General features: G+C 68.8%; 21 protein-coding genes. 15 read left to right on the forward strand and 6 right to left on the reverse strand.

Annotation, left to right across the window (positions count from 1 at the left end; genetic code table 11):
* The first annotated feature begins 36 nt into the window (after positions 1-36).
* The 6 genes from pabB to holA all read left to right on the forward strand — a co-directional run bounded on the left by pabB (position 37) and on the right by holA (position 8,701).
* Complete coding sequence (gene pabB, locus WDU99_RS01080; RefSeq protein ID WP_337330584.1) at positions 37-1,389, forward strand: aminodeoxychorismate synthase component I; 1,353 nt, start codon at positions 37-39, stop codon at positions 1,387-1,389.
* 130 nt (positions 1,390-1,519) lie between these two features.
* Positions 1,520-4,045 (forward strand): leucine--tRNA ligase, encoded by a 2,526-nt coding sequence (gene leuS, locus WDU99_RS01085; RefSeq protein WP_337330585.1) that lies wholly within the window; start codon positions 1,520-1,522, stop codon positions 4,043-4,045.
* Positions 4,046-4,176: 131 nt separating this feature from the next.
* Positions 4,177-4,836 carry a ComEA family DNA-binding protein gene (locus tag WDU99_RS01090; RefSeq protein WP_337330586.1) on the forward strand — a complete coding sequence of 220 codons (660 nt, stop codon included), beginning with the start codon at positions 4,177-4,179 and terminating at the stop codon, positions 4,834-4,836.
* Positions 4,833-7,097: a ComEC/Rec2 family competence protein gene (locus WDU99_RS01095; RefSeq protein ID WP_337330587.1), complete on the forward strand. Its 2,265-nt coding sequence runs from the start codon at positions 4,833-4,835 to the stop codon at positions 7,095-7,097. The genes WDU99_RS01090 and WDU99_RS01095 overlap by 4 nt, the downstream gene beginning before the upstream one ends.
* Complete coding sequence (locus WDU99_RS01100; protein ID WP_337330588.1) at positions 7,094-7,594, forward strand: hypothetical protein; 501 nt, start codon at positions 7,094-7,096, stop codon at positions 7,592-7,594. Before WDU99_RS01095 ends, WDU99_RS01100 begins: the two co-directional genes overlap by 4 nt.
* 51 nt (positions 7,595-7,645) lie before the next feature.
* Positions 7,646-8,701 (forward strand): DNA polymerase III subunit delta, encoded by a 1,056-nt coding sequence (gene holA / locus WDU99_RS01105; protein WP_337330589.1) that lies wholly within the window; start codon positions 7,646-7,648, stop codon positions 8,699-8,701.
* 101 nt (positions 8,702-8,802) lie between these two features.
* Here holA and rpsT read toward each other — a convergent pair whose 3' ends face one another.
* Positions 8,803-9,063, reverse strand: a complete 261-nt coding sequence (rpsT, locus tag WDU99_RS01110; RefSeq protein WP_337330590.1) for a 30S ribosomal protein S20 — start codon at positions 9,061-9,063, stop codon at positions 8,803-8,805.
* 32 nt (positions 9,064-9,095) lie between these two features.
* Here rpsT and WDU99_RS01115 point away from each other — a divergent pair, with 32 nt between their 5' ends.
* On the forward strand, positions 9,096-10,484 hold the full coding sequence (locus WDU99_RS01115; protein WP_337330591.1) for an MFS transporter: 1,389 nt from the start codon (positions 9,096-9,098) through the stop codon (positions 10,482-10,484).
* On the opposite strand, the gene WDU99_RS01120 is transcribed toward WDU99_RS01115, so the two are convergent.
* From WDU99_RS01120 to WDU99_RS01140, 5 genes are all read right to left on the reverse strand, one after another.
* Positions 10,435-11,157: an alpha/beta fold hydrolase gene (locus WDU99_RS01120; RefSeq protein WP_337330592.1), complete on the reverse strand. Its 723-nt coding sequence runs from the start codon at positions 11,155-11,157 to the stop codon at positions 10,435-10,437. The genes WDU99_RS01115 and WDU99_RS01120 overlap by 50 nt on opposite strands.
* Positions 11,158-11,225: 68 nt before the next feature.
* Entirely contained in the window at positions 11,226-12,935 is a 1,710-nt protein-coding gene (locus WDU99_RS01125) for an ABC transporter family substrate-binding protein (RefSeq protein WP_337330593.1), read from the reverse strand.
* A gap of 150 nt (positions 12,936-13,085) precedes the next feature.
* Entirely contained in the window at positions 13,086-15,044 is a 1,959-nt protein-coding gene (locus WDU99_RS01130) for an ABC transporter ATP-binding protein (RefSeq protein ID WP_337330594.1), read from the reverse strand.
* Complete coding sequence (locus WDU99_RS01135; protein ID WP_337330595.1) at positions 15,041-15,973, reverse strand: ABC transporter permease; 933 nt, start codon at positions 15,971-15,973, stop codon at positions 15,041-15,043. Before WDU99_RS01135 ends, WDU99_RS01130 begins: the two co-directional genes overlap by 4 nt.
* 2 nt (positions 15,974-15,975) lie before the next feature.
* On the reverse strand, positions 15,976-16,959 hold the full coding sequence (locus WDU99_RS01140) for an ABC transporter permease (RefSeq protein ID WP_337330596.1): 984 nt from the start codon (positions 16,957-16,959) through the stop codon (positions 15,976-15,978).
* A 252-nt stretch (positions 16,960-17,211) separates the two neighbouring features.
* On the opposite strand from WDU99_RS01140, the gene lepA reads away from it, so the two are divergent.
* The 8 genes from lepA (at position 17,212) to WDU99_RS01180 (ending at position 25,488) form a co-directional block, all read left to right on the forward strand.
* Positions 17,212-19,062, forward strand: coding sequence for a translation elongation factor 4 (gene lepA, locus WDU99_RS01145; RefSeq protein WP_337330597.1), 1,851 nt, complete (start codon positions 17,212-17,214; stop codon positions 19,060-19,062).
* 43 nt (positions 19,063-19,105) lie between these two features.
* Positions 19,106-19,756 (forward strand): DUF1990 family protein, encoded by a 651-nt coding sequence (locus WDU99_RS01150; RefSeq protein WP_337330598.1) that lies wholly within the window; start codon positions 19,106-19,108, stop codon positions 19,754-19,756.
* Positions 19,756-20,994, forward strand: a complete 1,239-nt coding sequence (gene hemW / locus WDU99_RS01155; RefSeq protein ID WP_337330599.1) for a radical SAM family heme chaperone HemW — start codon at positions 19,756-19,758, stop codon at positions 20,992-20,994. Before WDU99_RS01150 ends, hemW begins: the two co-directional genes overlap by 1 nt.
* Positions 20,995-21,075: 81 nt before the next feature.
* The gene (gene hrcA / locus WDU99_RS01160; RefSeq protein ID WP_337330600.1) at positions 21,076-22,119 is read left to right on the forward strand and encodes a heat-inducible transcriptional repressor HrcA; all 1,044 of its coding nucleotides are present in this window, start codon (positions 21,076-21,078) and stop codon (positions 22,117-22,119) included.
* Between the two features lie 45 nt (positions 22,120-22,164).
* The gene (gene dnaJ / locus WDU99_RS01165) at positions 22,165-23,274 is read left to right on the forward strand and encodes a molecular chaperone DnaJ (RefSeq protein WP_337330601.1); all 1,110 of its coding nucleotides are present in this window, start codon (positions 22,165-22,167) and stop codon (positions 23,272-23,274) included.
* A 2-nt stretch (positions 23,275-23,276) separates the two neighbouring features.
* Positions 23,277-24,005 (forward strand): 16S rRNA (uracil(1498)-N(3))-methyltransferase, encoded by a 729-nt coding sequence (locus WDU99_RS01170; protein ID WP_337330602.1) that lies wholly within the window; start codon positions 23,277-23,279, stop codon positions 24,003-24,005.
* A 42-nt stretch (positions 24,006-24,047) separates the two neighbouring features.
* Entirely contained in the window at positions 24,048-24,395 is a 348-nt protein-coding gene (locus WDU99_RS01175; RefSeq protein ID WP_337330603.1) for an HIT domain-containing protein, read from the forward strand.
* Between the two features lie 67 nt (positions 24,396-24,462).
* Positions 24,463-25,488 (forward strand): PhoH family protein, encoded by a 1,026-nt coding sequence (locus tag WDU99_RS01180; RefSeq protein ID WP_337330758.1) that lies wholly within the window; start codon positions 24,463-24,465, stop codon positions 25,486-25,488.
* Positions 25,489-25,502: the final 14 nt, after the last annotated feature.

The following is a 25,502-nucleotide window of genomic DNA, read 5'->3' on the forward strand; positions in this document are numbered from 1 at the left end:
AGCGTAGAACGTGCCGCCGGGGCCTACGCTGTGAACGTGCCCGAACCGATTCCGCTGATCGCGCTGCCACTGGCCGATGGCCCGCAGCGGGCTCGCGTCGACGCGGCGGATCTGTTCCATCGGCTGTTCGGCGACGCCTCCACCGCGTTCTGGCTCGACGCCGGCGCCGACGCCGACAGCGGCTGGAGCATCCTCGGCACCGGCGCGATCGAGACCGATCCTGCCCGCGTGCGCGCGGTGCGCCTGGATCGCCCTATTGGAGGAGCAGCCGAGGCCCCCGTACCGTTCCGCGGCGGGTGGGTCGGGTGGCTCCCGTACGAGACCGGCGCCGCGGCGTGCGGTGCGCCCACCGCGGCATCCGATGACGCACCCGTCTGGGTCGCGGCGACGCGCGCCATCGCGATCGATCACCACACCGGCACCGTGTACGCGCTCGCCGGTACCGACGACGTCGACACCTGGTGCGACAGCGTGCGGGACGCGCTCGCCGAGGGCATCCGCTCCGTCTCGCGCGGGGAGTCAGATGCCGCCGCTCCCGTCACCGCGGACGCGCGCCACGGCGTCACCGAGTACGGCGAGCTCGTCGAGCGATGCCGTGCCGCCATCGAGCGCGGTGATGCCTACCAGCTCTGCCTCACGACGCGCTTCACCGTGCCGCGGCCCGACGATCCGTTCTCCGCCTACCTGCGACTGCGCGCCGCGACACCCGCGCACCACGGCGGGTACCTGCGAGCGGGGGAGCGGCACCTGCTGAGCGCGAGCCCCGAGCAGTTCGTCGCCGTGAGCGGCGGGGTGGTCTCCACCAGCCCGATCAAGGGCACCCGGCCCCGCGGGTCGACGCCGGAGGAGGACGCGCGCCTGGCGGAGGAGCTGCGGACGGATGCCAAGGAGCGCGCCGAGAACGTGATGATCGTCGACCTGATGCGCAACGACCTGTCGCACGTGGGCGTGCCGGGCAGCGTGCAGGTCGAGCGGCTCTGGCAGGTCGAGTCGTACCCGGCCGTGCACCAGCTGGTGAGCACCGTGAGTGCGCAGCTGCGGCCCGGAGCGCGCTTCGGCGACCTGTGCGACGCGGCGTTCCCGGCCGGCAGCATGACCGGCGCCCCCAAGCTCTCGGCGATGACGATCCTGCACGAGCTGGAGCGGGCGCCGCGCGGTGTGTACTCGGGGTGCTTCGGTCACGTCGGTCTCGACGGCTCGGTCGATCTGGCGATGGTGATCCGCTCGATCGTGATCGACACGGAAGCGGCCGTGGTCGGCGCCGGAGGCGGCATCACCTGGCTCTCGCAGGCGCGCGCCGAGACGGCCGAGGTGGCCACCAAGGCGCACGCGCCCCTGGCGGCGGTGGGCGCGGTGCTGCCCCCGGAATGGGCGGTACTGCGCGGCTGACCGGCGTGCCGGCGATGTGACAAGTCACGATAACCTGGAGGGGCCCGATATCCGGGCTGTCCCGCATCGTCAGATTGGTCGTTCCTTGTCCGAGCATTCGTCCGAATCACACGCCGAGTCCACTGAGGCGATGTCTGCGCACGACATCCAGCGCAAGTGGCAGAAGTACTGGGCCGAGAACGAGACGTTCCTCGCCGGTGGTGCGGACGACAACCGGCCGCGCAAGTACGTGCTGGCGATGTTCCCGTACCCCTCGGGCGACCTGCACATGGGACACGCCGAGAACTACCTCTACAGCGATGTCGTGGCACGGTTCTGGCGGCACCGCGGACACAACGTGCTCAACCCGATCGGGTGGGACTCGTTCGGCCTGCCCGCCGAGAACGCCGCCATCCGTCGCGGCGCCGACCCGCGTGAGTGGACCTACCAGAACATCGACCAGCAGAAGGCCGCCTTCAAGTCCTACGGCGTCTCGTTCGACTGGTCGCGCGTGCTGCACACCTCCGATCCCGAGTACTACCGCTGGAACCAGTGGCTGTTCCTGAAGATGTACGAGCGCGGTCTCGCCTACCGCAAGAAGAGCCCGGTCAACTGGTGCCCCAACGACCAGACCGTGCTGGCCAACGAGCAGGTCGTCGACGGGCGCTGCGAGCGCTGCGGCGCCGAGGTCGTGAAGAAGAAGCTCACCCAGTGGTACTTCAAGATCACCGACTACGCCGACCGTCTGCTCGACGACCTGAACCAGCTCGAGGGCTTCTGGCCGCACAAGGTGCTGCAGATGCAGCGCAACTGGATCGGCCGCTCGGTCGGCGCCGACGTCGACTTCCGCATCGAGGGTCGCGATGAGCCGGTCACGGTGTTCACGACGCGTCCCGACACCCTGCACGGCGCGACGTTCTTCGTCGTCGCGCCCGACTCCGACCTGGCCGCCGAGCTGTCGGCCGGTGCTTCCGGCGAGGTGCAGCAGCGCTTCCAGACCTACCTGGAGCAGGTGCAGAAGACCAGCGAGATCGACCGGCAGTCGACCGATCGTCCGAAGACCGGCGTGTTCCTCGAGCGGTACGCGGTGAACCCGGTCAACGGCGAGCGGATGCCGATCTGGGCCGCCGACTACGTGCTGGCCGACTACGGTCACGGAGCGGTCATGGCCGTGCCCGCACACGACCAGCGCGACCTCGACTTCGCCCGTGCCTTCGACCTTCCCGTCAAGATCGTCGTCGATACGACGGCGCCGATCACCGGCACCATCCCGGTCATCGAGACCGACGACGAGGGCGTGGCCGTCGCGACGCTCGATGAGCAGCATCCCGCCCAGACGGGCATCGCGCTGAACGGCGACGGACGCATGATCAACTCCGGCGTGCTGGACGGACTCACCAAGCGCACCGCGATCGCCCGTCAGATCGAGAACCTCGAGAAGGACGGCGTCGGCCGTGCTGCCAAGAACTACCGGCTGCGTGACTGGCTGATCTCGCGTCAGCGGTTCTGGGGCACCCCGATCCCGATGCTGCACACCGAGACCGGTGACGTCGTGCCGGTCGCCGAGTCGGCGCTGCCCGTGCGTCTGCCCAGCGTCGAGGGCCTCGACCTGTCGCCCAAGGGCAGCTCGCCGCTGGGCGCTGCCGAGTCGTGGGTGCGCACGGTCGACCCGACCACCGGCGAGCCGGTGCTGCGCGACGCCGACACCATGGACACCTTCGTCGACAGCTCGTGGTACTACCTGCGCTTCCTGTCGCCGAACAGCGACACCGTGGCGTTCGACCCCGAAGAGGCCCGTCGCTGGGCGCCGATCGACGCCTACATCGGCGGTGTCGAGCACGCCATCCTGCACCTGTTGTACGCACGGTTCATCACCAAGGTGCTCTTCGACATGGGCCTGGTGGAGTTCACCGAGCCGTTCTCGAGCCTGATCAACCAGGGCATGGTGATCCTGAACGGCAACAAGATGTCGAAGTCGAAGGGCAACCTCGTGCTCTTCCAGGAGGAGCTCGAGCAGTTCGGCGCCGACGCGCTGCGCGTGGGCATGGCGTTCGCCGGCCCGGTGGAGGACGACAAGGACTGGGCCGACGTGTCGATGACCGGCGCGCAGAAGTTCCTCTCGCGCGCGCTGCGCGTCGCGGCCGACGTCGACAGCCCGGCCGGAGCCGGCTTCGACGGCGGGGATGCCGCACTGCGCCGCGTCACGCACCATCTGCTGGCCGAGGCGCCGGGACTGGTCGAGCACACCAAGTTCAACGTGCTGGTCGCCCGTCTGATGGAGCTCGTGAATGCCGCACGCAAGACCATCGACACCGGGGCGGGTGCATCCGACCCCGCCGTGCGCGAGGCGGCCGAGACCGTCGCCATGATGCTCGACCTGATCGCTCCGCACACCGCCGAGGAGATGTGGGAGCAGCTCGGGCATGAGCCCTCGGTGGGTCTGGTCGTCTGGCCCCAGGCCGATCCCGCCCTGCTGGTCGAGGACTCGGTGACCTGCGCGGTGCAGGTGGGCGGCAAGGTGCGCGCGACCATCGACGTGCCGGCGAAGATCTCGGAGGCCGACCTCGAGGCGCTCGCACGCGGCGATGAGCGCGTGCAGCGGGCCCTGGAGGGCAAGGAGATCGTGCGCGTGATCGTGCGCGCGCCGAAGATCGTGAACTTCGCCGTCAGGGGCTGAGCCCGCACAGCTGGGTCCCTGAGCTTGTCGAAGGGCTGACTCTCCCTGCACAATCCGTCGTGTGCGACGAGTTGTGCACATCGTGCGGGATTCCGGCGGACGAGGGCATGCGTCGCGCATAGCGTGACGGAGTGCCCCCTTCCGAACGCCCCGAACAGGAGGGCACGCCCCGTGCTTCCCTGAAGACCGGCGCGCGCCTGAGGATGGGCATCGGGGTCGCCGTGACCCTGGGCCTGGTCGTGCTCTCGGCCGCGGTGGGCTGGGGAATCCTGCGCGGTCAGGCCGCGCCGGTGGACAGCATCCCGCTCGAGGGCCCGGCCGCGACCGACCACGGCGCCGGGACCGACACGGTGACCGGTGGCACAGGTCTGTACGTGCACGTGCTGGGCGAGGTCACCCACCCCGGCCTGTACATCCTCGAAGCGGATGCCCGCCTCGTCGACGCCCTGGCCGCGGCAGGCGGCACCCTCGAGACGGCCGACCTGCAGGCGGTGAACCTCGCGCGTCCGCTCAGCGACGGCGAGCAGATCATCGTGCCGGAGGTCGGCGCGCAGCCGCCGGCGGGCGGCGGCGCAGGCGGCACGGGGAGCACCTCCGATGGCCGGATCGACCTGAACTCCGCGGATCAGGCGGCACTGGAGACGCTGCCGCGCATCGGTCCGGCGCTCGCGCAGCGCATCCTCGACTGGCGGGAGGAGAACGGGCGCTTCCGCTCGGTCGACGACCTGCTGGCCGTGTCCGGCATCGGCGAGAAGCTCCTGGCCGGGCTGCGCGAGAAGGTGCGCGTATGAGCGATCTGCGCACGAGTCTGCTCGCCCTGGCGCTGTGGGCCACCGCATTGGCGTTGGTGTTCCTGCCCGCCTTCGCGGTTCCGGTCAGCGCCGGTCTCATCGTCGTGGCGGTGACCATCGTGGTGCTGCGCCGCCGTGGCGGGCACGGGCTGATCGTCCTCGCCCTGCTGTGCTGTGCGGCCGCAGGATCGGCGGTCGCGGGGGCACAGCCGCAGCGCGACCTGGTCGGCGCGAACGACGGGCACGTCGTGGAGGTGCTCGCCGACGTCACCTCGTCGGCATCCATCGGCACCGACGGCAGACTGTGGTTCGATGCGCAGACCGTCGAGATCGGCCCACCCGGCCGGCAGCAGCGTGTATCCGCTCCGGTCCGCGTGGGCATCGATCCGATCGAGGGCGCGGATCTCGGAGCGCAGATGCGCGTCACGGGGCAGGCGAAGAGAACGGATGCCGGAGAGCGCGCCGCCCTCGTGGTGTTCGGAACGCATGCGGAGGTGGCGCGCCCGGCCAGCGGGATCTTCGCAGTCGCCGCGACGACCCGTGCTGACTTCATCGACCGCGCCACGCGGCTGCCCGAACCAGGGGCCGGGCTCCTGCCCGGTCTCGCCGTCGGCGACACGAGGGCGGTGTCCGCCGACCTGAACGCGGCGATGCTGGCATCCGGCCTCAGTCACTTGACGGCGGTTTCCGGAGCGAACTGCATGATCGTGGTCGCGGCGGTGTTCTGGCTCGTGTCGCTCACCGGCGGCGGTCGCGGGCTGAGGGTGGTGCTGTCGCTGGTCGCACTGAGCGCCTTCGTGGTGCTCGTCACGCCCGAACCGAGCGTCGTGCGGGCTTCGGTGATGGCCGCGCTCGCGATGCTCACGGTGCTGCTCGGGCGCCCGAGCGCGGGTCTGGCGATGCTCTCCCTCGCCGTGTGCGGGCTGCTGATCACCGATCCGTGGCTGGCGGCCACTCCCGGCTTCGCGCTGTCGGCCGCCGCGACAGCGGCGCTGCTGGTGCTCTCCCGACCGCTGCTGCGCGGCCTCGGACGGTGGATGCCGACACCGCTGGCCGTGGCGCTCTCGGTGCCGCTGGCGGCGCAGGTGGTGTGCGGGCCGATCGTCGCGCTGTTCTCGGATCAGCAGTCCATCGTCGGCGTGGTCGCCAACCTCCTCGCCGCGCCCGCCGCACCGATCGCGACCGTGATCGGACTGCTCGCCTGCCTCTCCGCACCGCTGCCGATGCTCGCCGACCTGTTCGCCGCCGCGGCCTGGCTGCCGGCCGCCTGGATCGAGATGACGGCGACCGTGACCGCCGCGCTGCCCGGTGCGACCGTGCCCGTCGTCGCCGGTCCGCTCGCCGCGCTGATCGTCGGCGTGCTGAGCGCCGCCGTCACCGTCGTCCTGGCGGGACCCCCGTCACCACGGCTGCGCTATGGATCGCTGCTCGTGGTGGTCGTGGCGCTCGCACTCGCCGCGGGGCGGATGCTGCTCACCGGACCGCTCGCGCCGATGACCGCTCCGGGGGAGTGGAGTATCGCGGCGTGCGATGTCGGGCAGGGCGATGCCGTGCTCGTCCGATCCGGCGAGCGGACGGCGCTGATCGACACCGGGCCCGACCCGGCTGCGCTGCAGGAGTGCCTCACGACCACGGCTGTCTCGCACATCGATCTGCTGGTGCTGACGCACTTCGACCTCGATCACGTCGGCGGCACCTCCGCCGTGTTCGGACGGGTGGGCACCGTGCTGCACGGCCCACCCGCCGAGGCCGAGGACGAGCGGCTGCTGCGGCAGCTGGCATCCGACGGAGCGCGCCTCGTCGAGGGCGCGGTCGGCGTGCACGGCGCGCTGGGTGAGGCGCAGTGGCGTGTGCTGTGGCCGGAGCCGGATTCCGCGGCGTTCCCGGCGGGCAATGATGCGAGCGTGGTGATCGAGATCGGCGGCGGTGCGGTCCCGCGGATGCTGATGCTCGGCGATCTGTCGGCGGCGCCGCAGCGCCGCCTGCTCGCCGGCGGGCGGATCGCACCCGGGTACGCGGTCGTGAAGGTGTCGCACCACGGCAGCCGCGACCAGGAGCCGGGCCTGTATGAGCAGGCGCGGGCGCCGGTCGCGGTGATCGGGGTCGGGGAGGACAACGACTACGGGCATCCCACCCCCGCGACCCTGCAGCTGCTGGAGGCGACCGGATCCCGGGTGTTGCGCACCGATGTGAACGGACTGATCCTGTTGGGCGAGCGGAGCGACCGCATCGCCGTCTGGACCGAGAAGGAAGAGGGATGACGATGACCGAAGACAACAGACGCATGGTGTGGGTGACGGCCGTGCGGTGTGCGGCGACTGCGGGAGCGCTCGGGCTGATGCTGAGCGGATGCACTCCTGTGCAGACCCTCGACACCCGGGAGCTGCGGGCAGCGGCGCTGCAGGAGGAGCTGACTGAGCTCGCGGATGCCGTGGCGTCGTTCGACACTTCGGCGATCAAGAAGATGCAGTGCAGGGAGCCCTGGTACATCGAGCTGCCGAGGAAGGACCAGCTCGGCGCGGACGTCTCCCTGCCGCTGGAGGTCGAGGTGCGCGAGGCCGAGCCGCTGGACCTGTCGAGTTCGACGTACACCGACCCGGATCCGGATGCCGAGTTCCATATAGCGGGCTTGCGCGACGCACGCGTCGTGGCGATCGGGGATCGCGTGGCATTGCCCGACGTCGTCGTGCGCATCGATGATCGTCGCGCCTGCGTGTGGTCGCTCGGTCCCAGTTTCATACTGCTGCTCGGGCTGTGAGAGCGGGCCGCCGGTGGGGCGGCGTCGGCGGTCGCCGGTAGGCTGGATGCCATGCCAGCAGCCCGCTCGTCCGCCCGAGGAACCGGTGCCCGCGGCGGCGCCGCGAAGGGTGCGAAGATCCCGCAGGTATCGTGGCGTGAACCGCGTCCCGCCCCGATCGTGCTGGTCTCAGGCCCCGAGGAAGTACTCGCCGAGCGTGCCATCGCCGGCGTGCGGGAGTACCTGCGTGCCGAAGACCCGGCGCTCGAGGTGACCGACCTGCGCGCCGACGACTACGAGGCGGGCACCCTGTTCGCCGTCACGTCGCCATCGCTGTTCGGCGAACCCCGTCTGGTGCGCGTCGCCGGCGTGGAGAAGTGCTCGGACGCCTTCCTGCAGGAGGCGCTGAAGTACGTCGAGAACCCGCAGGAGGGCGCGACCGTGCTGCTGCGGCACACCGGGGCGACCGTGCGCGGCAAGAAGCTGCTCGACGCGATCCGGTCGGGCGCGGGCGGCGGCATCGAGATCCCCTGCGCCGCGGTGAAGCGCGACAGCGATCGGGTCGACTTCGCCGCGGGGGAGTTCAAGGCGGCGCGCAAGCGCATCCAGCCCACCGCTCTGCGATCCCTGGTGTCGGCGTTCGCCGATGATCTCACCGAACTCGCCGCCGCGTGCCAGCAGCTCATCAGCGACGTCGAGGGCGACATCACCGACGACGTGATCACCAAGTACTACGGCGGGCGGGTCGAGGTCTCGGCGTTCGTCGTCGCCGACACGGCGATCGCCGGCCGGCACGGGGAGGCGCTGCTCGCGCTGCGTCATGCACTGGCATCCGGCGCCGACCCAGTGCCCATGGTCGCGGCGTTCGCGATGAAACTGCGCACCATGGCCAGGGTCGCCGGCAACCGCGAGCCGAGCCGGCAGCTCGCGCAGCGTCTCGGCATGAAAGACTGGCAGGTCGACCGTGCCCGACGGGACCTCGCCGGCTGGAACGAACGCTCACTCGGTCTGGCGATCCAGGCGACCGCACGCGCCGACGGCGAGGTCAAGGGCGCCGCCCGCGACCCGCTCTTCGCGCTGGAGCGCATGATCACTGTGATCGCGACGCGTCAGCCGTACGGAGCCTGAGACGCCCGACGGCGCCCGACGGCAGACTCGAGGCCCATGCAGAAGGCCCGCCCCGCGAACGGGACGGGCCTTTCAGAGTCTCTGTGTCAGAGCGCGGCGTGTCAGAGCGCGGCGACCTGCTTGGCGATGGCCGACTTGCGGTTGCTCGCCTGGTTCTTGTGCACGACGCCCTTGCTGACGGCCTTGTCGAGCTTGACGGACGCGACCTTGAGGGCGGCCTCAGCGGCCTCCTTGTCGCCGGCCACGACGGCCTCGCGGGTCTTGCGGACGAGGGTCTTCAGCTCGCTCTTGACGGCGCGGTTGCGCTCCTGAGCCTTCAGGTTGGTCTTGTTGCGCTTGATCTGCGACTTGATGTTTGCCACGTGTGGACGCTTTCTGTCTGGATGGTGATCGGATGCTGCAGACGAGAGAGGGGCGCCGTACAGCGGTCGTGAGGGACGAACCCACACGCAAGCCAAGAGCCAATGTTACCAGCACTTGGACTGAACCTGTGTCAGCATCGACTTACCCGAACGACGAAGACGTCACAGGAGAGCGCATGACCGCCCTGCACCCCACCCGCCGCGCCGGCGCGCGATGGATGACCCTGTTCACCCTGGCCTGGCTGGCCATCTGGACTGTCCAGCTGACCCCTGTGCAGCTGCTGCTTCCCCTGCAGCTCGACACCGCCGACGACGACTGGATCCGCGGGGTCGTCTCGTCGGGCTTCGTGCTCGGCATCGGCGGCCTCGCCGGAGTGATCGCCGGTCCGGCTGCCGGCGCACTCTCCGATCGCTCCCGTGGTGCGCGGGGCCGCAGGCGGCCGTGGGCGCTGCTCGGCGTATGGGTCGCCGCGATCTGCCTCGCGCTCACCGGCGGGGCCGAGGGCCCATGGCTCGTCGGCGCGTGCTGGGTCGGCGTGTCGGTCGGCATCGCCGTGGCATCCGCCGCATTCACCGCACTCATCGCCGATCAGCTCCCCGCCGCGCAGCGCGGCGCGGCCTCATCGGTGATCAGCTCCAGCCAGGCCGTCGGCATCGTCGTCGGTGTGGGCCTCGTCGTGCTGCTGGGACTGGGGGTGACGGCCGGATATCTGCTGCTTGCCGGGATCATCGCCGTGATCGGCACAACGGCCGCTCTGCTGCTTCCCGATCCGCCCGCCACTGCCGCGGAGGTGCCCGAGCGCACCGCGCGCCGGCCGCGCCTGGCATCACTGCGCGACCGCGACTTCGCGTGGATGCTCGGCGGTCGCCTGGTCGCCAATGTCGGGAACGCCCTCGGCACGGCGCTGTTCCTGTTCTTCCTGCTGCACGGACTCGGCCAGCCGAACGCGCAGGCCCAGGACAACCTGCTGCTGCTCATCATCGTCTACACGGTCTTCGTCGTGCTCGCCTCGGTGCTCGTCGGCCTGATCTCCGACCGCACGGGACGACGGCGCGGGCTGACCGTGCTCGCCACTCTCGTGCAGGCGCTGTCGGGCGTCGCGATCGTGCTGGTGCCGACATTCGAGATGACGATGGTGGCGGCCGCGCTGATGGGCGTCGGCTACGGTGCGTTCTCGACCGCCGGTCTCGCCTTCGCCACCGATCTGCTGCCTGACGAGCGGGACCACGCCCGAGACCTCGGCATCGTCAACGTCACCGCGGCGCTCGGTCAGCTGATCGGGCCCGTTCTCGGCGCGCTCTTCGTCGCGATGGTGGGCGGCTTCTGGCTGGTGTTCGTGATGGCCGCGATCCTCTCGGTCGCCGGTGGGCTCATGACCGCTCGTGCACGACAGCCAGTGCCAGCTGCAGCACCGCGTTGAACACCCGTGGCCGCATCGCCGTGACCAGGTGCGAGGTGCGCGGCACCACGATCAGCTCGGCATGCGGCGCGAGACGGGTGAACAGGGCCTCGTGAGCGCGCAGCTGATCGAACTGGCCGTTCACGAACCACAGCGGCACGTCGATGCGGCCCACCGCCTGCATCAGGTCCAGTGACGAGAGGCTCTTCAGCGCGACATCCTGCGCGTCCAGGGCGTAACCGCCGGCGGCGAAATCGGCCCGCGTCTCGGGTGGGATGGTGGCATTCAGCACCTGCTCCGCCAGCCACACTCCGCGGTCGGGGAGGCGGTCGAGCGCACCGGCGAGTGTGCGATACGCGCGCAGCGCGGCACCGCGGGGGAGCGCGGTGCACGAGGCCGCGATCAGAGCCGCCACCGGGGTGTGGTCGGCGCCGCCGGTGTACTCCAGGCTCAGCAGGCCACCCATGGAATGTCCCACCAGCAGCACGGGTCCGTGCTCGGCGGCATTTCGCACCGCCTCATCAATCGTGCGCAGCGCGCCGTCGAGGGTGAACGTCTCCGTCATGCGCGCACCGTGACCCGGCAGGTCGAGGGCCCGCGCCGGCACGTCGTGCGCGTCGAGCCACGCCAGCTGGGAGCGCCACATCGTCGCGGAGGTGCGGATGCCGTGGACGAGGACGACCTGTGGTGTCACCCCTCCAGCATAGGAAAGCGGGGCCGGTGGATGAACCACCGGCCCCGCTTCAGAGAGTGCAGAAGTGCTTACTTCTCCCAGCCGACGTTCTCGACCGGCTGAACACCGAACAGGTCAAGACCCGTGTAGGGCTCGGGGGTCAGGTTGGCCAGACCGTCCTTGACGGCGGTGATCGACGGACCGTTGTAGGTCGGGATCAGACCCCAGTCCTGGAAGATCTCGACCTCGAGGTCCATCGCCGCAGCGGTCTGCTCCTCGGGGGTGTTGAGCGACTCAACCTCTTCCTTGATGCGCGCGTCCATCTCAGGCGTCTGCACGCCCGAGAGGTTCAGGCCCATGTCCTGGCAGTACAGCTGGCAGAACCAGGCCGCACCGAACGGGTCGGACGACGTGAAGCCGAGGCTCACAGCATCCCAGTTCTTCGAGTTGTAGTCCTCGGCGAACTTGTTCGACGGACGGACGTCGACCTTCAGCTCGATGCCGACGGCCTTCTCCATGGTCTGCAGCGACTGCGCGAGAGCCTTCTGGGTCGGGTCGTCGCTGAAGACCGGGTACGTGACCGACAGCTTCACGCCGTCCTTCTCACGGATGCCGTCCTCGCCCTCGGTCCAGCCGGCCTCGTCGAGCAGGCTCTTCGCCTTCTCGACGTTGAACTCGTAGCCGGCCTTCTCCAGCGAGTTGTGGTAACCCGGCTGGAACGAGAACAGCGTGAACGAGCCCGCGGGCTCCTCGGTGTAGTCGAGGCCGTTCCACGCGATCTTCTTCTGCTGCTCGAGGTCGACAGCGAGGAAGAACGCCTCACGCACCTTGACGTCAGCGAACTGCGGCTTCTCTGCGTCGACCTGGAGCAGGTTGTTCGCGGTGCGCTGCGCACGGTGGATCGTGATGCCGTCCATGTCGGCGACCTGTGCGAGACGGTCCTTGGTGGCGACGCCGACCTGGTCGATCTCACCGTTCTTGAACGCGTTGATCGAGGCCTGCGAGTCCATGCCCGTGAAGGTGACCTTGTCGAGCATGGGCTTGTCGCCCCACCAGTTCTCGTTCGGCTTGAACGAGATGAAGTCCTTGTTGGCGTCGAACTCGTCGATCGTGTACGGACCGGCACCCCACTCGGCGTGCGGGTTGTCGATCATCGCCGTGTTGAACTTGTCCGCGTCGGCCAGCGCCGGGTGGATCACACCGGTGAGGAACGGCATCTGCGGCCAGGCGAACTCGCCGTCGAAGGTCACGATCGCGGTCTTGGGGGTGTCACCCTGCTCGACCGTCTTGATCTGCTTGTAGCCGTCGGTCGCGTTCGGGACGAAGCCCTCCTCGATCGAGCGGTTGGCCTTCCACGTGGCGTCGATGGCGGTCCAGTCCATCGGGGTCCCGTCGTTCCAGGTCGCCTCTTCCGTGAAGGTGAAGGTGATCTGGGTGTTGCCGTCGACCGTCTCGATGTCCCACGCGTCGAGGTACGCGTCGTGCTTGTAGGGCGTGCCGTCCGGCTCCTGCAGCAGGATCTGGGGCATGTACCACGCGGCGACGATTGCCGTGCTTGAGCTCGCGTCACCGTTGAACGAGTTGAGCTGCTCCGGGATCTCTGCGATCGGGAAGTTGACCGTGCCACCTTCCTTGAGGTTCTCGCGCGGCTGGGGGTTGTAATCCGCGGCCGACGTCTCTGCCGGCTTGTCACCGCCGTCCTTGTCTCCGGTGTTACCGGAGTCAGAGGCACAGCCCGTGAGGACGAGTGCGAAAGCGCCGGTGAGTGCCAGCGCTCCCATCAGCTTCTGCTGCTTCATGGTGCTCCTTTCGCCTTTCGGCGTGTCATAAGGGGAGGATAGTTGTCGTTCCATGACTTTTCGGCCGCCTACAGTGAATCCCGGCTAACCGTTATGGGACGGTGATCGAGCATCGCGAGACCGTGACCAGATCGTCACCGTCGACGGTGGTCAGACCGTCGCAGGCTTGGTCGACATCGTCTCGGGGTCGAACACGACGCGCTGCCTGGTGCGCTCCACGTCGGGATCCGGCACCGGGATCGCCGACAGCAGGGCCTGCGTGTACGGGTGCTGCGGGTTGTCGAACACCTCGTCGACGTCGCCGTGCTCCACGAACTCGCCGAGGTACATCACGGCGACCCGATCAGCGATGTGACGGATGACCGAGAGGTCGTGCGCCACGAACAGGTACGACAGGCCCAGCTTGACCTTCAGCTCGTCGAGCAGGTTGATGACACCGGCCTGGATCGACACGTCGAGCGCCGAGACCGGCTCGTCGAGCACCACGATCTTCGGATTGGTCGACAGGGCGCGGGCGATGCCGATGCGCTGCCGCTGACCGCCGGAGAACGCACCGGGGAAGCGATCGCGGTGGGCGGGGTTCAGGCCCACCAAATCCATCAGCTCCTGCACGCGGGCGTGCACCTGCTCCTTCGGCATGCCGATCGCGCGCATCGGCTCGGCGATGACATCGCTGACGGTCATGCGCGGGTCGAGGGCGCCCATCGGGTCCTGGAACACGATCTGGATGTCGCGCCGCAGCTTGCGCTCGAGCTTGCGGTCGTGCAGACCGTTCACGCTGGTGCCGGCGATGATGATGTCGCCCTCGTCCTGCTTGACGAAGTCCATGATCTGCAGCAGCGTCGTGGTCTTGCCAGAGCCGGACTCGCCGACGATGGCCATCGTCTCGCCCTCGCGCACGTCGAAGCTGATGCCCTTGACCGCGTGCACCTCGCCGACCTTGCGCTTGAAGAATGCGCCCTTGGTCAGCGGGAAGGTCTTGACCATGTTGCGCACCTCGAGCGTCACCGGACGCTCCTCGCGCGGGGTGCGGGTGAGGTCGCTCTCGGGTACGCGCTCGACGGGGTACACCGGCAGACCGCCGATGAGTCCGTCGTTGTCGATGTCTCCCGCGCGGATGCACGCGGCGAGGTGGGGCTCACCGCTGCCGGTGGCGACGGGCTCGAGATCGGGTTCGCGCGTCGTGCAGGCCGCCACGGCGATCGGGCAGCGCGAGGCGAACGGGCAGGCGTCGGGAAGGTCGATCAGCAGCGGCGGATTGCCCTTGATCGGGATCAGCGGTTCCTTCTCGACCTTGTCGACGCGCGGGATGGCGCCGAGCAGGCCGATCGAGTACGGCATGCGGGTGCGGTGGAACAGCTCGTGGGCCGGCGCGTGCTCGACGGGCTTTCCCGCGTACATCACCATCACATCGTCTGCGGTGCGCGCGACCACGCCCATGTCATGCGTGATCATTATCACCGCGGCGCCCGACTCGTTCTGAGCCTTCTCGATCAGGTCGAGGATCTGCGCCTGGATGGTCACATCCAGCGCGGTGGTCGGCTCGTCGCAGATGATCAGGCGCGGGTTGTTCGCCATCGCGATGGCGATGACCACGCGCTGACGCATTCCGCCCGAGAACTCGTGGGGGAACGACTTCATGCGCTTCTCGGGCTCGCTGATGCCGACCAGGCTCAGCAGCTCGAGCGAGCGGTCCCAGGCCTCCTGCTTCGAGAGGTTCCGGTGCGTGGTGAGCGCTTCGATCAGCTGGTCGCCGACCGTGAACACCGGCGTCAGCGAGGTCAGCGGGTCCTGGAAGACCATCGCCATGCCGTTGCCACGGATGACCGACATCTGCTTGTCAGTCTTGCCCAGCAGTTCCTGGCCCTCGAACTGGATCGATCCGGTGACCTTGGCGTTCTCGTCGAGCAATCCCATGATGGCCAGCGATGTGACCGACTTGCCCGACCCGGACTCGCCGACGATGCCGAGGGTCTTGCCCGCTTCGAGGTCGAAGGACACGCCGCGGACGGCGTCCACGCGGCCGGCTTCGGAGGCGAAGCTGACCTTGAGGTCGCGGACGGACAGGACGGTGCCTGCGGGGGTGTTCGTGCGTGCTGAGGTGCTCATGCGCGGCCTCCTGCCGCCGAAGTGGGATCGAGCGCGTCGCGCAGACCGTCGGCCATCAGGGCCATCGACACGGTCAGCAGCGTCAGCGCGGCGGCGGGGAAGTAGAACAGCCAGGGCGCGCTGGTCACGCTGGCCGCGCCCTCGCCGATCAGCGAGCCCAGCGAGACGTCGGGGATCTTCACGCCCATGCCGATGAACGACAGGCCGGTCTCGGTCATCACGGCCGCGACGACGCCCAAGGTGAAGTTGATCACCAGCAGCGAGCCGATGTTCGGCAGCAGGTGGCGCATCACGATGCGCATGCCGCGCACACCCATGTAGCGGGCGGCGTCGACGTACTCGCGCTCGCGCAGCGAGAGCGCCATGGTCCAGATGACGCGCGCCGGGAAGAACCATCCGGTGAAGATCAGCGCGATCGAGATGACCCGCCAGTCTCCGCCCGAGTCGTTCGAGACGAGGGCGAGGATCAGGAAGGTGGGAACCACCATGAAGAAGTGGATGATCACGAGGGTGACCCGTTCGACGCGACCGCCGAAGTAGGCCGCCGCCGTGCCGACGATCGCCGAGATCGCCGTGACGCCCACCGAGACGACGACGGCGATCATCAGCGAGCGCTGCAGACCGACGAAGGTCTGTGTGAACGTGTCGTTGCCCGAGGCATTTGTGCCGAACCAGTGCTCGGCCGAGGGGCCGGTCGACAGGTTCAGGAAGTCCATGTCGGTCACCGTGTACGGCGAGAAGATCGGCACGATGATCGAGCACAGCGCCAGCACGACGAAGATCACGATGCCGCCGACGGCGGGCTTGTTGCGCATGAACCGCCGCGTGTACAGCGTCCACTTGGACAGCTGCTTGTCGGGGATGCGCTCTGCGGTGGTGTCCGGGCCGACCGGGGGCTGCACGGACGGATCGATGGTGTCGGTGCTCATAATCAGCTCACCCTCACTCGCGGGTCGAGAACCACGACGGCGATATCGGACAGGATGGCGCCGATCGCGGTCAGCACGGCGCCGAAGGCGGCGACCGCGACAACACCGTGCACGTCGTTGGTGTTGATGGTTGTCAGGAAGTAGCGACCCATGCCCTGCCAGGCGAAGATCGTCTCGGTCAGGATGCCGCCGGTGAAGATCGCGGGGATCGAGAAGGCGACCTGCGTGGCGACAGGGATGAGCGAGGTGCGCAGCGCGTGTCGGCGGATGGCCTGCTGCTTGGTCAGGCCCTTGGCCCGGGCCGTGCGCACGTAATCGGCGTTGATGTTGTCGAGCAGCAGGGAGCGCTGCAGGAAGTGCGTTCCGGCGTAGCTGATGATCACCAGTGCGATGGTCGGCAGCACGAGATGCTGCAGGGTGTCGATGAGCACCGGGAAGAACCCGGTGACCCCGGGGCTGGATGAGCCGGTGACATAGAACACGCGGGTGCCGACCCAGTTGTTGAAGTTGATCGCGAGGATCACGATGGCCAGGCCGGCCACGATGATGTTGACGTTCATCGTCACGATCGACACGGCCTGCCAGATGCGGTCACCCAGCTTGTACTGGCGTGATGCCGTGTACACACCGACCGCGATGCCGATGACGGTGGCGATGATCGTCGCACCGAGCACCAGCTCGGCGCTGATCCACATGCGGTAGGCGATCTCGTCGTTGACCGAGCCGCCCGTGGGGCTCACACCCCAGTCCCATCGGAAGATGATCCCCGAGAACCAGTTCCACCACCGTTCGATCAGCGGAGTCGTCTCGCTGAGGTTTCGCGGTCCGAGCAGACCCTCGATCTGCTCGGGGGAGAGTGGTGGTTTGCGGCCGACGTAGTTGCTTCGCGGATCGAGGAAGGACCATGCCAAGAAGTAGGTGACGTTGGTCGCGACCACGATCATCAGCAGCCAGCCGAGTGCCCGGCGCACGAGATACTTGATCAAGGTGTTGATTCTTTCTCTTCTACAGCCACGCGCGGGATCTCCGACGCAACGCTGAGTCGGGAAGCCATTCAAGCATCATCCCGTTCCCTGCGCACGCCGACAGCACCGGGAGCTGTGACGGAGTCGTATGCCCCGAGGTCGGGAAACACTGCGCGGGCAACTTCGCGAGACTATCACCACTGAGCACGAATGGGGATTGGGTCACCCGGAACGTAGACTTGTCGGAACCCTTTCGGACGCCCCAAGGACCACATGTCACCCCGCGCTCTCACTCCGCTCTCGCCCGCCGCGACCCCGGCCACGCAGATCCGCAATTTCTGCATCATCGCCCACATCGATCACGGCAAGTCGACCCTTGCCGACCGCATGCTGCAGGTCACCGGATCGGTAGCGGATCGTGACATGCGTGCGCAGTACCTCGACCGCATGGACATCGAGCGCGAGCGCGGGATCACGATCAAGAGCCAGGCGGTGCGGATGCCCTGGTCCGATGCCGAGGGCACATACGCGCTCAACATGATCGACACCCCCGGTCACGTCGACTTCACCTACGAGGTCTCGCGGTCGCTGGCGGCGTGCGAGGGCGCGATCCTGCTCGTCGATGCCGCCCAGGGCATCGAGGCGCAGACACTGGCGAACCTGTATCTCGCGCTCGAGAACGACCTGCACATCATCCCCGTGCTCAACAAGATCGACCTTCCGGCGGCAGACCCCGACAAGTACGCGAAAGAGCTCGCCGACCTCATCGGCGGCCACCCCGACGACGTGCTGCGGGTGTCGGGCAAGACCGGGCTCGGCGTCGAGGACCTGCTGGACCGCATCGTGCGCGACATCCCGGCCCCGGTCGGAGACCCCGACGCGCCGGCGCGGGCGATGATCTTCGACTCGGTGTACGACTCCTATCGCGGTGTCGTCACCTACGTGCGCATGGTCGACGGGCAGCTCACGCCCCGCGAGCGCGTGCAGATGATGTCGACGAAGGCGACCCACGAGTTGCTCGAGATCGGGGTCTCCAGCCCCGAGCCGATCCCGTCCAAGGGCCTCGGCGTGGGTGAGGTCGGTTACCTCATCACCGGGGTGAAGGATGTGCGCCAGTCGAAGGTCGGCGACACCGTCACGACGGCCCGTGGCCCGGCATCCGAAGCCCTCGCGGGCTACACCGACCCGAAGCCGATGGTGTTCTCGGGCATCTACCCGATCGACGGCAGCGACTACGCCGAGCTGCGCGAGGCCCTCGACAAGCTGAAGCTCTCCGACGCCTCGCTGCAGTACGAGCCCGAGACCTCGGTCGCGCTCGGCTTCGGATTCCGTTGCGGCTTCCTCGGCCTGCTGCACCTCGAGATCGTCACCGAGCGGCTGTCGCGCGAGTTCGGGCTCGACCTGATCACCACCGCGCCCAGCGTGATCTACGAGGTGACCACCGATACCGGCGAGACGGTCGTCGTCACCAACCCGAGCGAGTACCCCGACGGGCGTGTCGCCACGGTGTCGGAGCCGATGGTGAAGACGGCGATCCTGCTGCCGAAGGACTACGTGGGCACCGTCATGGAGCTGTGCCAGTCGAGGCGCGGCACGCTGCTGGGCATGGAGTACTTCTCGGAGGAGCGCGTCGAGCTGCGCTATCGCATGCCGCTCGGCGAGATCGTCTTCGACTTCTTCGACCAGCTCAAGTCGAAGACGCAGGGGTACGCCTCCCTCGACTACGAGCCCGACGGGCGTCAGGAGGCCGACCTCGTGAAGGTCGACATCCTGCTGCAGGGCGACAAGGTCGACGCGTTCAGCTCGATCGTGCACAGGGAGAAGGCGTACGCCTACGGCACCCTCATGGCCGAGCGTCTGCGCAAGCTCATTCCGCGTCAGCAGTTCGAGGTGCCGATCCAGGCCGCGATCGGCGCCCGCATCATCGCCCGCGAGACCATCCGCGCGATCCGCAAGGACGTGCTCGCCAAGTGCTACGGCGGTGACATCAGCCGCAAGCGCAAGCTGCTCGAGAAGCAGAAGGAGGGCAAGAAGCGCATGAAGATGGTCGGTCGCGTCGAGGTCCCCCAGGAGGCGTTCATCGCCGCGCTGTCGGGCGACGTCGAGGGCAAGGACAAGAAGTAGGGAGCGGGCGATCATCCAGGTTCGCCTGGGTAGTCTGGAAATCATGCGTCGCGGGACATTCCGAGAAGGCACGGTCGACTATGCAGCGGTCGGGGCCACCCATGCCCCGGACCTGATGCAGTATCCGCCGGAGCGCAGCACACCGGCCGAGGAGTCGTGGCGGATCGGCAGCGGCGAGGAGCGGTTCCACACGGCGGCCGAGGCCCTGTTGTCGTGGACGGCCCAGCGCGCGGCCGGCCTCGAGCTCTCGGATGTGCGCCCGGCCGCGGGGGCTGCCTACACGGGCATCAGCTTCGATGCGGAGGGCGCTCCGATCGCCCCCAACCGCAACGAGCAGGAGCAGCGCTTCGACGCCGAGGGCACGCCGTTCGCGGCACCCGGTATGACGCTGAGGCTGCGGGGGCGTGTGAAGGGCATGCGCGCCGACGGTGAGCTGCGTGTGATCTCGGTGACCGAGGAGCGTCGCCGTGTCGGCTTCGTGCTGGGCACGGTCGGCGGTTCGGTGGTCAGCGGCGAGGAGTCGTTCGATCTCTACTGGCATGAGGACACCGACGAGGTGTGGTTCACCGTGCGCGCGTTCGACGCGCCCGTGGCGCTGCTCTACCGGCTGCCCGGCATGGTGAAGCGCCGCCGCAAAGAGCTGTTCGCCCGGTACCTGCGGGCGATCTCGCCGCTGTATGCGACGCCCATCTGATGCCCGGCGCCCTTCCGCTGGGTGACCCCGCGCCCACCGACGGCAGGCTCCCGGCCGATCTGCCCGTCGATCGTGCCGTGCCGTTCTCGGCCTACCTGCACGTGCCGTTCTGCCGGGTGCGCTGCGGGTACTGCGACTTCAACACCTACACGGCGACCGAGCTGCGTGGCACGAGCCAGGACCAGTACGCCGATACGCTGATCCGCGAGATCGCGCTGGCCCGCGACGTGCTCGCCGAGAGGGACGGCCTCCGTCCGCTCGACACCGTCTTCTTCGGCGGAGGCACGCCGACGCTGCTGCCACCCGGCGACCTCGCGCGGATGCTCCGCGCGGCCGTAGACGCGTTCGGCATCCGCGACGGCGCGGAGGTGACGGTCGAGGCCAATCCAGACACGGTGACAGACGACGTGGTGCGCACGCTGGTGGATGCCGGTGTGAACCGGCTGTCGATCGGCATGCAGTCCGCCGTGCCGCACGTGCTGGCCGCCCTCGATCGCACGCACCGACCCGAGAACGTCGGCACGGCAGTGCGGGCGGCGCGGGATGGCGGGCTCGACGTGAGCGTCGACCTGATCTACGGCGCTCCCGGCGAATCGCTCGTCGATTGGGAGCGGTCCTTGGAGGCCGCGATCGCGCTCGAGCCGGACCACGTCTCGGCCTACGCGCTGATCATCGAGGACGGCACCAAGCTCGCGCGGCAGATCCGTCGCGGCGAGGTGCCGGCGCCCGACGACGATCTGCAGGCCGACATGTACGAGCTCGCCGACGCGCGCCTCGCGGCGGCGGGCTTCGACTGGTACGAGGTCAGCAACTGGGCCAAGGGGCCCGGCCACGGTACGCAGTCCGTGCATGCATCCCGGCACAACCTCGCCTACTGGCGCGGATCGGATTGGTGGGGATTCGGGCCTGGAGCGCACAGTCACGTGGCCGGCCTGCGCTGGTGGAACGTCAAGCACCCCGCCGCGTACGCGCAGCGACTGGACCTGGGCGAGTCGCCGGCCGCCGGCCGCGAACGGCCCGACCCGGAGGCGCGCACGCTCGAGCGCGTGCTGCTGCTCAGCCGGCTCGCCGAGGGTCTGCCGATCGACGAGATCGCAGAGGCGCACCGCGAGCGGGTGGCGGAACTGATCTCCGATGGACTCGTCGATCCGGCATCCGCCCTGCGCGACAAGCGCGTGCGCCTGACCCTGCGCGGTCGGCTGCTGGCGGATGCCGTCGTGCGCGCCCTGACGGAGTGACGGCGCGCCGTCTTCGAGGAGGGTCCGGCTGAGCGGGGTAGGATTGGCACTCGACCGGTTCGAGTGCCAGCGGGAGGGATGATGGTCACAGAGCGAGGGCTAGAGGTTCTCCGCGCGATCGTGCAGGACTACGTGGCGACCCATGAGCCGGTCGGCAGCAAGTCGATCGTCGAGCGGCACGCGTTCGGCGTGTCGGCGGCGACCATCCGCAATGACATGGCGCTGCTCGAGGATGAAGAGCTGATCGTCGCGCCGCACACGTCGTCGGGGCGCGTGCCGACCGACAAGGGGTACCGCGTCTTCGTGAACCACCTGGCGCAGCTGCGTCCGCTGTCCCCGGGCCAGCGCAACGCCATCGAATCCTTCCTCGGCACCCCGGGCGATCTCGATGACCTGATGGCGCGCACCGTGCGCGTGCTCACGCAGCTCACCGGCCAGGTCGCGCTCGCGCAGTACCCGTCGTTCGCGCGGGCGCACATCAGTCATCTGGAGCTGGTCGCACTGGCACCGAACCGCATGCTGGTCGTGATCGTGACCGATGCCGGCGGGGTGTCGCAGCGCATCGCGCCGCTGCCGATCGATCTCGACGAGACCGATGTCGCGCTGCTGCGCGCGCAGCTGCTGTCGCTCGTCGTGGGACGGGCGGTCGGCGATGCCAGCGAGCGGATGCTGGCGCTCAGCGAACCCGAGCCAGGGTCCCCGGGCATCCGCCTGCATCCCGCTCTCAGCGCTCTCACCGCGGTGATCTCGGAGGAGCTCGCGGAGTTCCGGCAGGAGCGGCTGGTGATGGCGGGGGCTGCGACGCTCGCCCGTCGGGAGCACGACTTCCGCGGCAGCATCCATCCGCTGCTCGAGGCCATCGAGGAGCAGGTCACCCTGCTGCGGCTGATGAGCGAGATGGTCACCGATGAGCACGGGCTGGCGACGAGCATCGGCACCGAGAACGCCCCGTTCGGGCTCGGCGAGGCATCGATCGTGGCCAGCAATTACGCGGCGCCCGGTGGCACCGCGCGGGTCGGGGTGATGGGCCCCACCCGGATGGACTATCCGAGCAACCTCGCGGCGGCGCGGGCCGTGGCCCGCTACCTGTCGCGGATGCTCGACGACGACGAGGCCGCTCGCTGACGCGGGCGCCGGAAGACTCACGCACGCACACGCAGAAAGGTGATCGTGGCGGACCATTACGAAGTTCTCGGGGTGTCCAGGGACGCGTCGCAGGACGAGATCAAGAAGGCCTACCGAAAGCTGGCCAGGCAGCTGCACCCCGATGTGAACCCGGGGGAGGACGCCGCAGAGCGGTTCAAGCTGGTCACGCACGCCTACGACGTGCTCAGCGACGAGGACTCGCGCCGTCGCTACGACATGGGCGGTGACGAGAACGGCGGCTTCGGAGGGGGCTTCGGCGGCTTCGGCGACATCTTCGAGACGTTCTTCGGCGCCGCCGGCGGCGGTCGCGGCGCTCGCCCGCGGTCGCGCCGCGAACGCGGCCAGGACGCCCTCGTGCGGGTCGATCTCGACCTCGGCGACGTGGTCTTCGGGGTGCACCGTGACATCGAGGTCGACACGGCGGTGCTGTGCGAGACCTGCCAGGGCAGCTGCTGCCAGCCGGGCACCTCGCCGGTGACCTGCGACGTCTGCGGCGGCACCGGACACGTGCAGCGACAGGTGCGCAGCCTGCTCGGCAACGTCGTCACCACCCAGCCATGCGGCAGTTGCGAGGGCTTCGGCACCACCATCCCGTACCCGTGCGGATCGTGCGCGGGTCAGGGCCGGGTGCGCTCGCGGCGCACCGTCTCGCTCGACATCCCCGCCGGCGTCGAGACTGGACTGCGCCTGCAGCTGCCGGGCTCCGGTGAGGTCGGCAGGGCGGGCGGCCCGAACGGCGACCTGTACGTCGAGGTCTCCGTCGCTCCGCACCCGGTGTTCAGCCGCGAGGGCGATGATCTGCTCGCAACGCTCGAGGTATCGATGACCGATGCCATCCTCGGCACGAGCACGACGATCGACGGGCTCGACGGCACGGTGGATCTCGAGGTGCGCGCCGGCGTGCAGTCCGGTGATGTGCTGACGATCTCCGGCCGGGGGATCACGCCGCTGCGCGGCAGCCAGCGCGGTGACCTGCGCGTCGGTGTGCAGGTGCTCACACCGACGCGCCTCGACGGCGCGCAGCGCAAGCTGATCGAGGATTTCGCGAAGAAGACGAAGGCTCCCGCGCCCAAGCTGGCGCAGTTCCAGCAGGGGCTGTTCTCGAAGCTCCGCGATCGCTTCCGGGGCCACTGATCATGGCATTGCATTTCATCGTCCCCACCTGTACCGACCTCGTCGAGGGCGAACTGCTCACTCTGACCGGCAGCGAGGCGAAGCACGCCTCGGTGGTGCGCAGGGTGCGGGTCGGTGAGGCGGTCACGATCGGAGACGGCTCCGGCGTCTGGCTGGAGGGCACGGTCGAAGACGTCTCGGCCTCGCAGGTCGATGTGCGCGTCACCGCCCGCACCGTGCAGCAGCAGCCGACGTCGCGAATCACGCTGGCGCAGGCGCTCGCGAAAGGCGACCGCGACGAGCTCGCCGTGCAGGCCGCGTGCGAGCTCGGCGTCGATGAGATCGTGCCGTGGCAGGCGTCGCGCAGCGTCTCGCGCTGGGAGGGTCCGAAGGCGGCCAAGGGACGCGATCGCTGGCAGACGATCGTGCGCGAGGCCGCGAAGCAGGCGCACCGCGCATGGGTGCCCTCGGTCACCGAGGTGAGCAGCACCGGACAGCTCGCCCGGCTCGCCGCGACGCATCGGATGCTGGTGCTCGACCCCACCGCGCAGTCGCCGCTCACGGGCATCCGACCCGATGAGCGCGACATCGTACTCGTCGTGGGCCCCGAGGGCGGCATCAGCCCGGAGGAGCTCGAGAAGCTGGAGGCGGCCGGCGCGGAGAGCGTGCGCCTGGGGGACACCGTGCTGCGCACCTCCACGGCGGGCCCGGCGGCCATCGCCGTGCTCTCCGGCGTCCTCGGGCGCTGGTGAGGGCGGGTGCCGCCACCCGGTGCGCTAACTAGACTGGCATCCATGACCGAACCCTCGATCTTCACGCGCATCCTGAACGGGGAGATCCCCGGCGACTTCATCGCCCGCACCGAGCGGGTGTTCGCGATCCGCGACATCAACCCGCAGGCGCCGCTGCACGTGCTGGTGATCCCCGTCACCGAGCAGTACCGCGACGTGACCGAACTCGCGGCGGGCGACCCGGGGCTGCTCGCCGAGATGGTGGCGCTGGCCAAGCAGATCGCCGACGAGCACGCCGACGGCGAGTATCGTCTGATCTTCAACAACGGCGCGAGGGCGGGCCAGTCGGTCTTCCACGTGCACGCCCACGTGCTGGGCAATATCGAGGAGGGCAAGCTCGTTGGATTCTGACGAACCGACACCGCAGTTCCCCGCGCAGCCGGAGCACACCGAGCGCATCTCGGTCGACGGCATCGCGATGGTGCAGCTGCTCGGCCCGCAGGACCGCCTGCTGCGCATGCTCGAGAAGCAGCATCCGCGCGTGCAGGTGATGGTGCGCGGCAACGAGATCGTCCTCGGCGGCGACCGCGGCGATGTCGCCGAGGCCAGGCACCTCGTCGATGAGCTGATCGAGATGACCCGCTCGGGACACGATCTGGCGCCCAGCGACGTGGAGCACTCCGCGCGCATCCTGCGGCGCGATGACGGCCCGCGTCCGAGCGAAGTGCTCGGCGAGGCGATCCTGGCGACCCGTGGACGCGTGATCCGGCCGAAGACCCTCGGTCAGAAGGAGTACGTCGACGCGATCGAGCAGAACACCGTCGTGTTCGGCATCGGTCCCGCCGGCACGGGAAAGACCTACCTGGCGATGGCGAAGGCCGTGCAGGCGCTGCAGCGCAAAGAGGTTCAGCGCATCATCCTCACCCGCCCGGCGGTCGAGGCGGGGGAGCGACTCGGATTCCTTCCCGGTTCGCTGAACGACAAGATCGATCCGTACCTGCGTCCGCTGTACGACGCGCTCAACGAGATGATGGATCCCGAGGTCGTGCCCCGGCTGATGGCCACCGGGACGATCGAGGTGGCCCCGCTGGCGTACATGCGCGGCCGCACCCTGAACGACTCCTTCGTCGTGCTCGACGAGGCGCAGAACACCACACCCGAGCAGATGAAGATGTTCCTCACCCGTCTCGGGTTCGGCACGAAGATGGTCGTCACCGGTGACATCACGCAGATCGACCTGCCCACCGGGGCATCCGGTCTGCGACTGGTGACCAGGGTGCTCAGCGACATCGATGACATCCACTTCGCCCGGCTCACCAGCGATGACGTCGTGCGGCATTCGCTGGTCGGGCGCATCGTCGACGCGTACAGCGAGTACGACGAGCAGCGCACCGCCGCGCGACACGAGCGCGAGCAAGCGCACCAGTTCGCGAACCGGGCCGACCGGCGCGGCGGCGCACGCCAGAACCCCAGGGACCGGATGCCGAAGCGAGGCCTGTCTTGACGAAACGAGCACTC

This window comes from Microbacterium bandirmense (assembly GCF_037204185.1).
GTDB lineage: Bacteria > Actinomycetota > Actinomycetes > Actinomycetales > Microbacteriaceae > Microbacterium > Microbacterium bandirmense.